Source organism: Bacillus sp. FSL P2-0069, from assembly GCF_038593315.1.
In the GTDB taxonomy this organism is placed as follows: Bacteria; Bacillota; Bacilli; order Bacillales; family Bacillaceae; genus Bacillus; species Bacillus safensis.
In genome coordinates this window covers 1,785,799-1,801,126 of the sequence record NZ_CP151984.1, presented here as the reverse complement: position 1 = coordinate 1,801,126, position 15,328 = coordinate 1,785,799, and the positions used below count along the sequence as shown (strand labels likewise).

Here is a 15,328-nt window from a genome sequence, read left to right as displayed (position 1 = left end):
GTCTTTTTTATTGCACATGAAAATTCGTGCCATCTGTTGTTTCTTTTACAATACCTGCCCGAATCACAAAATCACCGAAATGTTCATGCTCCTTGCGTTCTTTTGCATAGCGGGGGAGAAGCGAGCCAAGCTCGTTTAAAATGTCTTCTTCTCCTACATTTTCTCGGTACAGTTTACTTAATCTGCTGCCATCAAACGCAGCGCCAAGATACATGTTGTATTTGCCAGGTGATTTCCCGATAAAGCCAATTTCACCAAGCGCATGACGGGCGCATCCATTTGGACATCCAGTCATACGAATCGTGATTTCTTTATCACTTAAGCCATTTTCTTCGACAATCTCTTCAATTTTGTCAATTAAGCGCGGGAGGTAGCGTTCTGCCTCTGCCATCGCTAAGCCGCATGTCGGAAGAGCAACACAGGCCATTGAACTGCGGCGCAGTGCAGAGTGCTGCTGTCCATCTGACAAACCAAACTCCTGAATGAGCTGCTCGATTTGTTTCTTTTTATGAGATGTGACGTTTCCAATGATCAAATTTTGATTCGCTGTTAAGCGGAAGTCACCTGTGTGAATCTTTGCGATTTCACGAATGCCTGTCATCAGCGGATAATCATCGTAATCCGTGATACGTCCGCCTTCTACAAACATCGTATAATGCCATCTGCCATTGAATCCTTTTACCCAGCCATAGCGGTCACCGTTATGATCGAAGTGATAATCTCTTGCGTCTAATAGGGTAAATCCAAGGCGGCGCTCAAGCTCTTCTTTTACATTCTCAAGACCAAGGCGGTCCACTGTATATTTAAAGCGGGCATTTTTTCTCACCGAACGGTTTCCGTAGTCCCGCTGGATGGTGATCACTTGTTTGGCAATCTCTACAACTTGTTCCGGTGTACAAAAGCCAATTACTTTTGCAAGCTGAGGATAGGTCGCTGTATCACCATGAGTCATGCCCATTCCACCGCCAATCGCGACATTAAAACCGACTAATTGATCATTTTCAATAATCGCAATGAAGCCTAAATCCTGCGAAAAAACATCAATATCGTTAGCAGGAGGGACCGCCACACCAATCTTGAATTTTCTTGGCAAATAAAGTGGACCATACATCGGCTCAACCTCTGTATCAGGCGTTGCTGCTACCTTTTCCTCATCAAGCCAAATTTCATGATACGCTCTTGTTTGCGGAAGCAGGTCATCACTTAATTTTTTGGCGAGCTCGTATACATCATGGTGCACTTCTGATTGATAGGGGTTTGATGTACACATGACATTACGGTTCACATCGCCGCAAGCAGCGATCGTATCAAGCATAGTGGAATGAATGTCTTGAATGGTCTTTTTCATGTTCCATTTTAAAATACCGTGAAGCTGAAAGGTTTCACGAGTTGTCAGCTTTAACGTACCGTTTCCATATTTATGAGCAAGCTTATCCATCACAAGCCACTGTTTGGATGTAGCGATTCCGCCAGGCAGGCGGACGCGCAGCATAAATTGATAGGCAGGCTCAAGCTTTTGTTTTTGCCGTTCATTTCTCAGGTCACGATCATCCTGTAAATAACTGCCGTGATGCTTCATCAGACGGTTATCATCATCAGGAATACCCGCTGAAATCGGATCAAGCATCACTTCTTTTAAAGTACCCCGTAAATAATCACTTTTTTCTTTGATTTCCTCTACGTCGCTCGGAGGTCCATCCGGCGCTGTTAATGCTGTCTTCACCATGTAAGTAAAAGCTCCTTTCTTTCAAGCATTCAATCAATATACGTCACGCTGATAGCGTTTTTGCTGCTGCAAGTTGGCTAGATAGCTTTCTGCTTTCTCTTTGCTCATCGCACCTTCTTCTTGGATGATTGATAGAAGGGTATTATGAACATCATGCGCCATATGTTTTTCATCTCCGCAGACATATACATAGGCACCTTGCTCCAGCCATTCGAATAATTCTTTACTTTGTTTCTTCATTTGGTGCTGGACATATACTTTTTCCTCTGAATCTCTTGAAAAAGCCACATCCATTTTCGTTAACACACCATCTTTTAACCACTTTTGCCATTCGGTTTGATATAAGAAATCCGTCACAAAGTGCTGATCACCGAAGAACAGCCATGACTTTCCGTCTGCACCGACTTCCTCGCGCTCCTGCATAAAGGAACGGAAAGGGGCGATGCCTGTGCCTGGTCCTACCATAATGATCGGTGCTTCAGGGTTTTCAGGAAGCTTAAAGTTTTGATTGTGCTGGATATAAACAGGCAGCTTATCACCTGGCTCTAAGCGCTCCGCACATAAGATTGAGCAGACACCTTGACGTTCTCTTCCGTGAGCATCATATCTCACAGCACCGATCGTCAAATGAACTTCTTCTTCATTTGCTTTCAGGCTGCTTGCAATGGAATAAAGGCGAGCCGGAATTTTTCTTAAAATGGCAGTGAAGTCTGCCGCTGTTCCTTCAAAAGGACCGAAATCACGAGCAGCATCTACTAAATCTCTTCCTGCTATATATGCTTTTAACTTTTCTTCGTTTCCTTCTTTTAAAAGGGCCTGCAAGGCTTCGCTTTTTGTAAAGGACGCCATCTTTTGAAGAAGAGGTTTTGTCAATACGGTAATCTCAAAATGAGAGGTAAGTGCTTCTTTTAAAGGAAGCGTGTCGCCGTTTTTATGAACGGTTACGGCTTCCTCTGCATTCCATCCGCATGTTGTGATCAATTCATCAACAAGCGCAGGATCATTTGTTGGATAAATACCAAGGCTGTCACCCGGCTCATAAACAAGTCCTGATCCTTCAAGAGAAAGCTCCAAATGACGGGTTTCTTTGTTAGAACCGCGGCCATTTAGATTGATATTTTCAAGCACTTCAGCATAAAAAGGATTTGTTCTTGAGTATTCAGATGCAGCTGTTTGAGTGTTTGCTCCCGCTGATTCCTGCGGGGCTGCGGCTCCGCCTTCGTTAAGTGAAGATGCCACCCCTTGAAGCCATTCAGAAAACGGCTCATCATAATCAAGATCACAGTCCACTCGATCTAAAAGACGCGTTCCGCCAAGCTCTTTTAAGCGCTCATCAAATTCTTTACCTGTTTGACAGAAGAATTCGTAAGAGCTGTCACCAAGTGATAGGACAGAAAAGCTTAAATGATCGAGCTTTGGTGCCCGTCTGCCGTGAACATATTCATGGAAAGAAAGGGCATTATCAGGCGGATCTCCCTCGCCATGTGTGCTGACGATAATCAGTAAATTGTTTATTTTTTTCAGACTATTTGGTTTAAAATCTGACATAGAAGAGAGCGTCACTTGAAAACCTTTCTCTTCAAGATGCTGCGCTGTCTTTTTTGCTAACCCTTCAGAATTGCCTGTTTGTGAGCCATAAAGGACGGTCACATCTTTGCTGATAGGCTGCGCTGGTGCTGCGGCAGAAAGAGAAGGGGCTAGGGCAGTATTTTCTGATCCGGCTAAAGCTGCCTGTGCTGATAAATAACCGGTAAGCCAAATTTTTTGCTGATCTGTTAAAGTCGGAAGCAGCTGATTAAGCAGTTCTGCCTGCTCCTGACTAAACGGACTGTTCAATACATGAAGTTGCAACGATATCCACCTCACAAGGAATATAAACATAGATTAATTCGATAGGAATTATATATATAGGTTCAATTTGAACTTTACCGAAAGTTTGCCATTAAGTAAAATATATAATATTGATTGTCATGATTAAGATTTCTAATACCTTTGCAAAGTGACAGAACTTGAAGGTCAATCGCTTAACTGTATAAAGAACCTTAAGAAAAATGGGCCGTTTTGAATGAAGAGACGATCGTAAGGGATTGAAAAGGGGTGTATGAAAGTTGATGCAGATAAAGTTTAAAAATATAAAATGTTTTCGGCTTGTCATCTTGATTTTTCTCATTTTATTAGTAGCGTGCAATTCTCCAAAGGACAATATAAAAGATTCATACAATCAGAATAAAACAACAGCATCTTTTTCAAAAAAAGGCATCCTGCTAAGAAAAGGGGAGACGAATTTACTTCTTATAAACAATAAAACGCCATTAAAAAGCGATGATTCATTGAAAACCCATCTTCTTATTGAAAAGTATAAAAATGATCTCATCGTTATGGATTTAACAAAAGTAGATTCTAAAGAGCTGTCACAGGGTCAAACGATTGAGGTTTGGTTTGATGAGTTACAAGAATCGTTTCCTCCTAAAGCAAAGGTCGAAAAATATAAAATCATGATGGATAAGTAGGGGAGCAGGGGGCAGATTCTTTCTATCATGAAAAAAGGAGAAAAACCTTAGAGTTTTTCTCCTTTTTCAAATTATGCTGTTGGAAGTCCCATCACAGCTTTCACTTCTAAATATTCCTCGATCCCAAAGTCTCCCCATTCTCTTCCGATACCAGATTGCTTAAAGCCGCCAAACGGGGCAAAGTAATCTGTTTCGGCGTTGTTAATGGTAATTTGACCGGCACGAATATGTTCAGCTACATATTTTAGTGTTTTTTCATCTTTTCCAACCACATAGCCAGCAAGACCGTACACTGTATCATTGGCAATCTCAAGGGCATGATCCAAGTCTTGATATGTGATCACACTCATGACGGGTCCGAATATTTCCTCTTGCGCAATGGTCATATCATTTTTCACATTTGTGAAAATAGTATGCTTGGCGAAATATCCTTTGTCTAGTCCGTCCGGCTTACCAGTTCCCCCAGCAAGCAGGTGAGCACCTTCTTCAATTCCTTTTTCAATATAAGACTGCACGGTATCCCATTGCTTTTTGGAGACAAGCGGGCCAGTGGCGTGATCTTCTCTCGGATCACCAACTGTAAACTTCGGCAGGGCATTCAGCAGCGCTTTTTCAAATGCGTCTTTCATTGATTCTGGAATCAGCACACGTGTAGCTGCGGAACACACTTGACCTGTATTCATCGCAATATGATGAACGGCTGTTTCGGCTGCCTCATCCACATCTGCATCATCTAAGACGATAAGAGGGGATTTCCCGCCGAGCTCAAGAGCCACTTTCTTAATATTGTCTGCAGCATTTTCCATTATTTTAGAGCCGACAGCACCTGATCCCGTAAATGAAACAAAGTCAATATCAGGGTGTGAGCTAATGCCGTCACCAATGACATCACCAGTTCCGTTAACTAGGTTGAAGACGCCTTTCGGTACGCCAGCTTCATCAATGATGTCTGCAAGAATCATTGCGGCAAAAGGTGTAATTTCCGCAGGCTTTAAGACAACTGGTGAGCCAGCTGCAATGGCACCCGCGATTTTAAGTGATGTTTGATTTGTTGGGAAATTCCAAGGTGTAATCAATCCGCTGACACCAATCGCTTCTTTTATAATGGTGTGCCCGCCGCGGTCCTCAGTAAATGTATACGATTTAAGTGCTTCCGCTGCTTTAGAAAAATGTTCATGTCCCATTTTGTAATGAACCTCTTCCGATACTTTCAGCGGTGCACCGAGCTCTTGTGTCATGACTTCAATTAGTTCATCCTTACGCTTTTCGTAGCCACGCACAATGTTTTCCAGCATCTTTACGCGTTCATTTCGAGATGTTTTTGAGAAAGAAGGGAAGGCGGCACGAGCAGCTTTGACTGCCTTATCTAAATCTTCTTTTGTTCCTAAACTAATGGTGCCAATGACTTCCTCTGTAGCAGGATTGATGACTTCCGTCGTTTCGTTTCCTGTTGATGCGATCCATTCTCCGTTAATAAAATGTTTCTCTTGATTTCTCATTCTGACATGTCTCCTTTTTATATGTGATTCCATTCAATATTCTGTTTTCAGGTGATATAAAACTGTACCCACTGTGAAAAATCTAAAACGATGCAACTGTAAAAGAAAAAGTTTCTGATATAATACGCAAAGTGGGACATATGTCCTTTTCAACATCAGGGCATCTATCTTTTAATGGAACTAGACTGAAAAAGAAGGAGCATTTGAACGAATGAAAGGTGTTATTTTCGCTTTATTAGGAGGCGCTTGTATTACACTGCAAGGCGTAGCAAACGCAAGGATCAGCCAGGATATCGGCACATGGCAGGCGGCAACCATCACGCAGCTGACCGGCTTTATGATCGCACTGATCATTTTACTGATCGTACGTGACGGACACTTCAGGGAATATCGAAAGGTGAAGCCACTGTATTTAATTGGAGGCGCATTTGCAGCCATTATTATTTTCAATGAAGTGACTGCGATTCAAATGATCGGTGTCACACTGACCATCGCTGCTTTACTCATTGCTCAGCTTGCTTTCACCTTTGCAATCGATGCAAAAGGATGGTTTGGTGTACAGAAGAAGAAAATGAAATGGCAGCATTATGCAGGAATTCTATTGATGATCGCAGGCGTCATCATTTTAAAGCTATAAAGGAGGGCGTCAGATGGAGGAGCTTCATGATGAATCTCTATTTTCCACTTATCTCAAGGCACATGAATTAGAAAACGTCTTTCATCAGAAACTCATATCACACGTCAGCTTATGGCGCTATGAGCAAGGTGAGCTGATTTGTTCAAAGGGAGATCAGAGGGAGCACTTGTACTTGTTAGTAAAAGGAAAATTAAAGATTTTCACCACCACAAAAGAAGGAAAGACCTTCATTCTTTGTTTTAAACATCCTCTTGAAGCGATTGGAGATATTGAATACGTTCAGCAGACTGATATGGTCAATACAGTGGAGGCTGTCACAGAAGTACATATGCTAAGGATTTCTCATCAAGCGCTCATGCGCCATGCGAAGGATGACCCCCGCGTGTTAACCTTTTTACTAAAGGGCATCACAAACAAATTTTATACGAAATCAAACGATTTGAGCTTCCACCTTTTATACCCTGTAGAGGTCAGACTCGCAAGCTACTTATTGTCTGTGTTAACAGGGGATAACAGCGCGAGCGCACTGCGTCTTACTGATGCGGCGAGCTTAATTGGTACAAGCTACCGTCATATTAACCGGGTGATTCAGCAATTTTGTGAAAAAGGGCTGATAGAGAGGCGAAGAGGGAAGATTACGATTCTTGACCGGGAAGGACTCTTAGAAATAGCGGAGCGAAACATTTATGAATAGAAGAAATGAAGGGATTCAGACATGATCATAGGAATAGGATTAGCCATCACGGCTGGCGCACTCGTCAGCTTACAAACCATTTTTAACAGTAAGGTCAATGAGCAGACAGGCTCTTGGTCAACGACCACTCTCGTTCTAGGTATGGGCTTTATTGCTTCACTTTTGATGGGTCTTTTGCTAGAAGGAACCGGCATATTTCAATTAAGACATATGGAAGCGTGGTACTGGATGAGCGGAGCCATTGGAGTAGGGGTGGTCATCTGCCTCGTTCAAAGTATCAAACGTCTTGGTCCGACTTATGGAATCTCGATTGTCCTGATTTCACAGCTCGGTTCTGCGCTTTTGTTCGATTCGCTTGGCTGGCTTGGGTTAGAGAAAGTGGAATTTTCTCCCGCAAAACTACTAGGTGTCATTGTGATTGTTGCGGGGATCCTAGTGTTTAAATTGACCAAATTGGAGTCAGCAGAAGAGGATCAATCAGAAGAAAAAGGGCTGCCACAAGAGTAGCTGCCCTTTAAATCAACCGCCGCCATAGAACGGTGATCGCGGATAAACCATTTAAAAGGAGCCTTTTCATCAAAGGCTTTTTTTTCTGCCCATAGGACTGCGCTTTATAGGCTGTTTTGTCCTTCGCGACAAGTATACTATAGGCAATTTTACGTTCTATTGCCTGAGTAAGTGATAGCGCAAAAGGGGCACTATCAATGACCAAAATTGACTCTGTATTTAAAAAACTAGACCTCGCATCTAAATTATATGTGCCAATAATACTTAAATAATCATCAATGACCATTGATTTCGCATGAATGGAATACGGGCCTTCATATTCGTACAAATGAATGCCTGTTTTCATCAGTTCCTTTTTCGTGCTTAAGTAACCTGCAAAAGCTAACGGATTTGGCGTCGCTGTAAGAGAATTCGTAACAACTGTCGTTTGAATCCCGCTGGCTAAGGGAGTGAGGCCGTCTTTCATGGGTCGTGTCGGGATGACATAAGGCGTCTGTATGAGCACAGAACGCTTTGCCCGGTGGGCTAGATCGTTTAGTTTTTTGAGCACAAGAGGACGCTTATTGAAGCGCTCCACAGGATTTGTAAAAAATGCAATCTGCTTTACTGAGGTGCCATCTGCTGCCCAATTAAAGGACGACATCACAAAAGGTTCTTTCGCATGCACGGCCTCCTGATAGGATCTAAGCAGTTTCTTTCTTAGTTTTAAGCCTTTCTTTGCTTTTTGTTTGGAGAACACAGCTTTTGTTCTTTTCGTAAAGTCATGATTCCATAAATAAACGAAGTATTGCTCCATTTCATCTAATACTTTTCCTTTTTTGTCGTTATAAAGCAGCACATCGCGGTCAAATGCAAAATCTTTCGGGGGCTGATCTGCAAAGTATTTATCACCGATATTTCTTCCGCCCATCACAGCCACTCGGCCATCTGCCAGCAGCAGCTTATCATGAAGGCGGTTATGCCACGTCCATGGCTTAAATAACCGAAAGGGCTCATAAAAACGAATGGCCATGTTCGGGTGATTTGCCACGGCATATCGTAAATGCTTCAGCGGTCCACGCAAACTGTGGCAGATGCCGTCTAAAAGTAGCTGAACTTTCACCCCTCGATCAGCAGCTTCAATTAAAGCACCTAGTACCCATTCGGCTGTTTTTCCCTTTTGAATGGAATAATAACTTAGGCGGATCATCCTCTTTGCCTCACGAATCATTTGGATTCTGGCCTGACCAGACTCAAATCCATCGTCAAGAAGCATCACTTGATTTGTGCCCTGATCGTCTCCTGAGATCGAAGAGGCTTTATAGATACAATGTTCTTTGCATGTTTTTTGGATCGGTAAATAAAACAAAACAAATGCGGTCAAAAAGACATAAACGACATAGAGAAGGATCAGAAAAAACAAAAGATGAAGCATACGGATCAGCTCCTTTCACATAGACACAACTTTTCCTTAGTTTATGTCAAAAATAAAATTCCACTCATTTTCGCCTTTTATCTAAATACATGACAAAAGAATCATCTTGTTTTTATTGGGCATTTAATTATAGTATGAAATGAATAAGGGGGAATCGAATTGAATGAATCATTATTTAACATCCCAAGTGATGTTTATCAAACGTTAAGTGAAACAGAACGATATTTACTCAATTATATTCACCAGCATTTAGAGGATATCTCCACCTTATCCATTGTCACTTTAAGCGAAAGAGCCAATGTATCAACGGCCACGATTGTCAGACTGATGAAAAAAATTGGCTATAACGGCTATACATCCTTTAAATATCGATTGAAACAAGAAAAGAAAATGACAGATGCAAGCGACCAGCTCAAAAATATTGATGAAGACATCAAACTAGCAATTCGGAAAAATGAAGAAGAGGTTTTAAAAACGATACAGCTGCAAAGTATTGGACAAATTGAAGATGCCGTTCAAAAAATACATAATGCAGACAAAATTTATATTTTCGGCAGGGGCTTCTCAGAGATGATCGCCAAAGAGATGACCATCAAATTACAGCTCATCGGGAAAACATGTGAAGTACACGACGATCCGAATATCATTCGGCTGAAATCGCGAGACATTGATAAAAGTGAGCTTGCCATCTTTGTTTCATTAAATGGCGAAACAGCTGAGCTTGTTGAAGCGTGTCAAAACCTCAGCATGAAGCAAGTCACAACTATTACGCTTACGACAAGAATAGATTCTACATTAAGCAAAATATCAGATATGACACTAGTCGGATATAAAGGGGAACAATCTTTCTTCCCAGATTATGAAGTCAGGTCCCGCCTGTCTCTTCATGTCATTGCCCGCATTTTACTTGATGCTTATGTGATCCGGATGAAATAACCAATAAGAAAACCTTCGAGACTTTGATCTGGAAGGCTTTTTCTCATGAAAACCTTTACACATTCTGAAAACATTTTCACTGAATCGTATGAGATACTTTCTTTAGAGAAAAGAAAGAAGGTGAAACCAATTGATTTATACCTGCACCTTAAATCCTGCTATTGACCTATATATTGCATTAAAAGAAATGCGGGCAAATGCAGTCAACCGGACGGAAGATGAAGATTATCAGCCGAATGGAAAAGGCGTGAACGTGTCAATTATGCTAAAGAAATATGGCTTCACCAGCACTGCATTAGGATTTATCGCTGGGTTTTCAGGCTCTTATATTGAACAATCTTTAAAGGATCTCTCCATTCAGACCGATTTTATCTCGGTTGAAGGAATCACACGAATTAATGTTTTTATCAATACGACAGAAGAATACAAGCTCGTGAATCAGGGCCCTGCAATTGAAGAAAAAGCGCTTCACGCCTTTCGTGAGAAAATTGCGGCTATCCCGCAGGGAGGCATCCTCATCATGTCAGGCAGTCTGCCAAAAGGCGTTCCTGCCAGCATTTTTTCAGAAGTAGCAGCTATCTGCCATCAACAGAAGGTCAAGTTCATTTTAGACACAAGCTCAGCAGCAGTTCTTGAGACGCTTCAATACAAGCCGTATTTACTAAAACCGAATGAAGAAGAAATTGCTGCTTTTTTCGGCAAAACACATCCTTTGTCAGAAAAAGAACTCATTCAATCAGGAGAAAAGCTCATTGAGATGGGTGCAGAGCAAGTGCTTATTTCCCGAGGCGAGGAAGGGGCTTTATTCATTACGAAGGACGCAGTGTTTAAAGGAAATGCACCAACAGGCACTGTCGTAAACACAGCTTGTTCTGGAGATGCGATGCTCGCAGCTTTTCTTAGTAAACATCTTGAAGGACACTTACCTGAAGAGTGCTTACGCTACGGGATTGCAACGGGAGCATCCACTGCGTTTTCAAAAGGCTTAAGTGATTTACATGATATTGATTCATTGATTGAGCAAGTACACATTCAGAAGATCTAAGGGGGAATAACACATGAGCCGTAAAAAAATTGTCGCTGCAACCGGCTGTCCAACAGGCATTGCACACACATTCATGGCAGCTGAAGCATTAAAAATCGCTGCTGAGCAGCTAGGGGTCGACATTAAAGTCGAAACGCATGGTCAAGTAGGAATTGAAAACGCTTTAACTGATCAAGACATTATGGAAGCAGATGGGGTCATTGTGGCAGCTGACAAAGATGTAAATACAGATCGTTTTCACGGCAAACCACTCATTGAAGTGCCTGTAGCCAAAGGCATTCGCACGCCGGCTGAGCTGATCCAGAGCATTATAAATGGAGATGCTCCCGTTCATCAAGTGAAAGGAAGAGCTTCTGGAACAGAAAAACCATCTGCTCCTTCATCCTCTCAACAAAAGTCGGCAAATAAATGGATACACACCATCTATAAGCACTTAATGAATGGTGTATCACACATGCTGCCATTTGTCGTTGGAGGCGGGGTCTTAATTGCCCTTTCTTTCTTATTTGGTATCTACTCTGCTGATCCTAAGCACGAAACGTATCATCCGTTTGCTGCCTATTTGAAAAGCATTGGCGGACTTGGCTTCAGCTTAATGGTGCCAATTTTAGCAGCATTTATTGCTGATTCGATCGCAAGACGCCCAGGGATGGTCGTTGGATTTATAGGGGGTCTCCTTGCAAATGATGGAGGTGCTGGTTTCTTAGGCGGTATTATCGCAGGTTTTGCAGCAGGATATATCATTTTATTGCTTCAATTCTTGCTTCAAAAATTACCAGCATCACTTGATGGATTAAAATCGATCTTCATCTATCCTGTCATCGGTATTTTCTTAATCGGGGCTGTCATGACCCCGCTGTTAGTTCCAATCACAGGGCTAAATAATTCCTTAATGGATTTTCTCTCATCTGTACAATCCACAAACCCTCTGCTTTTAGGCTTAATTGTTGGAGCGATGTGTGGATTTGATATGGGAGGACCTTTTAACAAAGCAGCCTATGTCACAGGAACGGCTTTACTTGCAGAAGGTAACCTTTACTTCATGGCAGGTGTGTCAGCAGCATGTATCACACCACCGCTTATCATTGCGATTGCTACAACGATTTTCCGAAAACATTTCACGCCACAAGAACGAAATGCAGGGGCAATCAACTATATTCTAGGAGCGACACATATTACAGAAGGAGCCATCCCATTTGCGGCCAAAAACCCGGTTGTTGTCCTGCCAATTATCATGTTTGGCTCGGCTATCTCTGCTATATTGACGTATCTCTTTGGCGTACAGGTTCCAGCTCCGCATGGCGGGTTCCTTGTCCTCCCAGTTGTCACAGGTGCATTCCAATGGGTGCTTTCCATACTAATCGGATCACTCGTAGGTGCGATTCTCTACGGACTTTACCGTAAAAAAATAGACAAACCAGCAGTTTAAAAGGGAGGAAGAGAAATGATGGAACATATCTATATGAATCTTCACGAAACAGCTTCTTCACAGGCTGGCGTGTTCGCAGCCATTGCAGACATTGCCTATAAAGCAGGTATTTGCACCTCACCAGAGGATGTCAAAAAAGGCTTAGCGGAAAGGGAAGCACTTAGTACAACCGGATTTCAAGATGGATTTGCCATTCCGCATACACAAACAGAAGCCATCACGAAACCAGCACTTGTGATCGTCCGCACGGAAACAGGAATTGAATGGGACGCTTTTGATGGGAAGCCTTGCTTTTTCTTCTTATCCTTACTGATCCCTAAAAGTGAGGCAGGGACGACTCATTTAAAAGCTCTTTCAGCCCTTTCACGAGGCTTAATGGATGAAACGAAACGTCAAAAACTGCTGGAAACAAGAACAAATGAAGACATGCTTGCTGTATTAGAAACGGATATTTTAACTAGAGAGGATGTTTGATCATGCCTTTACTTTCAACAACACCAATGCTTGAGGCTGCGAAAAAAGAAAAATACGGAATTGTGGCATTCAATGTACACTCCTTTGACAGTATCTATTGGGTGCTCGAAACTGCTGCAGAATTAAAGTCACCTGTGATTTTGCAAACAACGGTTGGAACGGTTCAATCTCTTGGAGCAAAAGCGATTGCAGATACAGTGAAGGCGGCGGCTGATCAATATCAAATCCCAATCGGTCTTCACCTGGATCACTGCACAGACTTTGATGTGATTCTCACCTGTATCAGGGCTGGATATACATCCGTTATGATCGATGCATCTATGCACTCATATGAAGAAAATGTACGCCGCACAAAAGAAGTCGTAGATCTTGCCTTAAAAGTCGGTGTAAATGTCGAAGCAGAGCTAGGCAAGGTAGGCGGCGTAGAAGATGATATCGTCGTCGACGAAAAGGATGCTGAAAAAGCCGTTCCATCAGAATGCCGCCAATTTGTAGAAGAAACTGGGGTGCCTACTTTAGCGCCTGCGATTGGTACTGCCCATGGCATTTATAAAGGGGTGCCGGATATTGACTTTGCCCGCATTGAACAAATTGCAGCGCTGGTCGATGTACCACTTGTCCTGCACGGTGGTTCCGCTGTACCAGATGAGGATGTCAAGCGATGCGTTGCACTTGGTATGGCAAAGGTGAATGTCTCAACTGAACTGAAAAATGCATATTCCGAGGCGATACGTGATCATTTCTCAAACGAACCTGAAAGTTTAGATCCGCGTATGTATTTACAAAAAGCAAAACAAGCAGCAAAAGACATGGTCCAATCGAAAATACGAATCGTTGGCAGTGAGGGCAAAGCCCATCCGTTATATCAATAAGAAAAAAAGCAGAGCCGCTATCGCTCTGCTTTTTCCCTTTATTCGTTTTCCTTCATTTCATTAGATGTGCGTACCCGTGCATTTCCCATAAATACGACCGTAATCGCCGCAAGTGCAATCGGGAATAATGCAAGCAAAAATACGTACGTAATACTTTGTGACATCGCATCGATGACTTTATTTAAAATATCAGGCGGAATTTGTGAGCGGGCACCTTCTTGGAAAATAGCCTGTGGATCGCCTACTTGAGAAGGAGCTCCTTTCATTCCGCTAAAGGCATCAGCTAAACGATTTGTCAGCACATTGGTTTGAATCGTCCCGAAAATCGTTACACCGAGCGTCATTCCAAGTGATCTCATAAATGAATTGGTCGAGTTTGCACTGCCTCGGTAGCGCGGCTCAAGATCATTCATTGAAGCTGACGGCAGAAGGGAGAAGCTGAACCCGACGCCAAAGCCTGATATCATCATAAAGAGTGTGAGCCACAGTCTTGCTGTATCTGGTGACATATTGGCAAGCAGCAGCATCCCAGCGAAAAATGAAATGACAGAAATAGTCATAAGACGTCTGAAAGGCACTTTCGTCTGCATCGTTCCGCCAATCATACTGCCAATGACTGATCCAATCATCATCGGTGTTAAAATGAACCCTGCACTTGTCGCAGATTCACCGTACACAGCCTGCACGAAAATAGGAATAAAGACAGCAAGAATAATAAATGTCCCGCCATATAAAAACGCCAAAATTTGAGATGTTGCAAATAATCGATTTTTAAACATCCAAAATGAGATAATCGGTTCCTCAGCTTTACGCTCGACAATAAAGAAGATCGTACCGAACACAAGAAACACAGCAAAAAGTGTGAGGATTTGCACCGAATCCCAAGCATAAGATTTACCGCCAAGCTCAAGCGCGAACATTAAGCTGACAACCGCAACGACAAGTGTAATAGCACCTGACCAGTCGATTTTCTGCTTACGATGTTCAAGCGATTCCTGATAGTATCTGGCGATCAAGAAGACACTGACAATACCAATTGGCACATTAATATAGAAAACCCAATGCCAGCCGATCGAATCCGTAATAATAGCACCTAAAAGCGGTCCGAGTACACTTGATAAACCAAAGACTGCTCCAAACATACCAGACATTTTTCCGCGCTTTTCAGGCGGGAAGATGTCAAAGATAATCGTAAATGCGATCGGAAGAAGTGCACCGCCCCCAAGCCCTTGAATGGCTCGGTAAATAATGAGCTGATCCATCGTTTGCGCGATACCGCACAGCGCTGATCCAATTAAAAAGAAAATAAGTCCAAACAGAAAAAAACGCTTTCGACCATACATATCAGAAAGCTTTCCGTAAATCGGCATTCCCGCCATCACTGCCACCATATAAGAAGCCGTCACCCAAGCAAATTTATCAAAACTGCCTAAATCTGCTACGATGCTTCCCATTGCTGTTGCAACAATGGTATTGTCCATCGCTGCCATAAAAATCCCTAACAGCAAACCGATGACAACAAAGCGAGTGGATGCCTTGCCTTTATCCACATGATTCATTTCATTTACCTCCTGCTTACGTTCTC

General features: G+C 42.6%; 14 protein-coding genes. 9 read left to right on the top strand and 5 right to left on the bottom strand.

Annotated features, from left to right (window positions below; genetic code table 11):
* Positions 1–7: 7 nt before the first annotated feature.
* Both cysI and NSQ34_RS09080 read right to left on the bottom strand, forming a co-directional pair.
* On the bottom strand, positions 8–1,726 hold the full coding sequence (cysI, locus tag NSQ34_RS09085; RefSeq protein WP_268437427.1) for an assimilatory sulfite reductase (NADPH) hemoprotein subunit: 1,719 nt from the start codon (positions 1,724–1,726) through the stop codon (positions 8–10).
* Positions 1,727–1,759: 33 nt separating this feature from the next.
* Entirely contained in the window at positions 1,760–3,577 is a 1,818-nt protein-coding gene (locus NSQ34_RS09080) for an assimilatory sulfite reductase (NADPH) flavoprotein subunit (protein WP_268437428.1), read from the bottom strand.
* A gap of 260 nt (positions 3,578–3,837) precedes the next feature.
* On the opposite strand from NSQ34_RS09080, the gene NSQ34_RS09075 reads away from it, so the two are divergent.
* Positions 3,838–4,236 (top strand): DUF3221 domain-containing protein, encoded by a 399-nt coding sequence (locus tag NSQ34_RS09075; RefSeq protein ID WP_255290977.1) that lies wholly within the window; start codon positions 3,838–3,840, stop codon positions 4,234–4,236.
* A 71-nt stretch (positions 4,237–4,307) separates the two neighbouring features.
* On the opposite strand, the gene NSQ34_RS09070 is transcribed toward NSQ34_RS09075, so the two are convergent.
* Positions 4,308–5,735 (bottom strand): aldehyde dehydrogenase family protein, encoded by a 1,428-nt coding sequence (locus NSQ34_RS09070; RefSeq protein WP_025093179.1) that lies wholly within the window; start codon positions 5,733–5,735, stop codon positions 4,308–4,310.
* Positions 5,736–5,946: 211 nt separating this feature from the next.
* Here NSQ34_RS09070 and NSQ34_RS09065 point away from each other — a divergent pair, with 211 nt between their 5' ends.
* From NSQ34_RS09065 to NSQ34_RS09055, 3 genes are read left to right on the top strand one after another with little or no spacing between them, the layout of a single operon-like run.
* The gene (locus tag NSQ34_RS09065; RefSeq protein WP_098677255.1) at positions 5,947–6,372 is read left to right on the top strand and encodes a DMT family transporter; all 426 of its coding nucleotides are present in this window, start codon (positions 5,947–5,949) and stop codon (positions 6,370–6,372) included.
* Between the two features lie 13 nt (positions 6,373–6,385).
* Positions 6,386–7,066 carry a cyclic nucleotide-binding domain-containing protein gene (locus NSQ34_RS09060; protein ID WP_098677256.1) on the top strand — a complete coding sequence of 227 codons (681 nt, stop codon included), beginning with the start codon at positions 6,386–6,388 and terminating at the stop codon, positions 7,064–7,066.
* A gap of 21 nt (positions 7,067–7,087) precedes the next feature.
* Positions 7,088–7,573 carry a DMT family transporter gene (locus NSQ34_RS09055; protein ID WP_101676635.1) on the top strand — a complete coding sequence of 162 codons (486 nt, stop codon included), beginning with the start codon at positions 7,088–7,090 and terminating at the stop codon, positions 7,571–7,573.
* 7 nt (positions 7,574–7,580) lie between these two features.
* Here NSQ34_RS09055 and NSQ34_RS09050 read toward each other — a convergent pair whose 3' ends face one another.
* Complete coding sequence (locus NSQ34_RS09050) at positions 7,581–8,987, bottom strand: phospholipase D family protein (protein WP_101676634.1); 1,407 nt, start codon at positions 8,985–8,987, stop codon at positions 7,581–7,583.
* 159 nt (positions 8,988–9,146) lie between these two features.
* Here NSQ34_RS09050 and NSQ34_RS09045 point away from each other — a divergent pair, with 159 nt between their 5' ends.
* From NSQ34_RS09045 to NSQ34_RS09025, 5 genes are all read left to right on the top strand, one after another.
* Positions 9,147–9,923: a MurR/RpiR family transcriptional regulator gene (locus tag NSQ34_RS09045; protein WP_034284000.1), complete on the top strand. Its 777-nt coding sequence runs from the start codon at positions 9,147–9,149 to the stop codon at positions 9,921–9,923.
* Between the two features lie 130 nt (positions 9,924–10,053).
* On the top strand, positions 10,054–10,968 hold the full coding sequence (pfkB, locus tag NSQ34_RS09040; RefSeq protein WP_070325906.1) for a 1-phosphofructokinase: 915 nt from the start codon (positions 10,054–10,056) through the stop codon (positions 10,966–10,968).
* A gap of 13 nt (positions 10,969–10,981) precedes the next feature.
* Complete coding sequence (locus NSQ34_RS09035; protein ID WP_034283995.1) at positions 10,982–12,397, top strand: PTS fructose transporter subunit IIBC; 1,416 nt, start codon at positions 10,982–10,984, stop codon at positions 12,395–12,397.
* A gap of 15 nt (positions 12,398–12,412) precedes the next feature.
* Complete coding sequence (locus NSQ34_RS09030; RefSeq protein WP_024427781.1) at positions 12,413–12,871, top strand: fructose PTS transporter subunit IIA; 459 nt, start codon at positions 12,413–12,415, stop codon at positions 12,869–12,871.
* Between the two features lie 2 nt (positions 12,872–12,873).
* Entirely contained in the window at positions 12,874–13,743 is an 870-nt protein-coding gene (locus tag NSQ34_RS09025; RefSeq protein WP_065214439.1) for a class II fructose-bisphosphate aldolase, read from the top strand.
* Positions 13,744–13,781: 38 nt separating this feature from the next.
* Here the strand turns inward: NSQ34_RS09025 and NSQ34_RS09020 are convergent, their stop codons facing one another.
* Entirely contained in the window at positions 13,782–15,302 is a 1,521-nt protein-coding gene (locus NSQ34_RS09020; RefSeq protein ID WP_041117607.1) for an MDR family MFS transporter, read from the bottom strand.
* Positions 15,303–15,328: the final 26 nt, after the last annotated feature.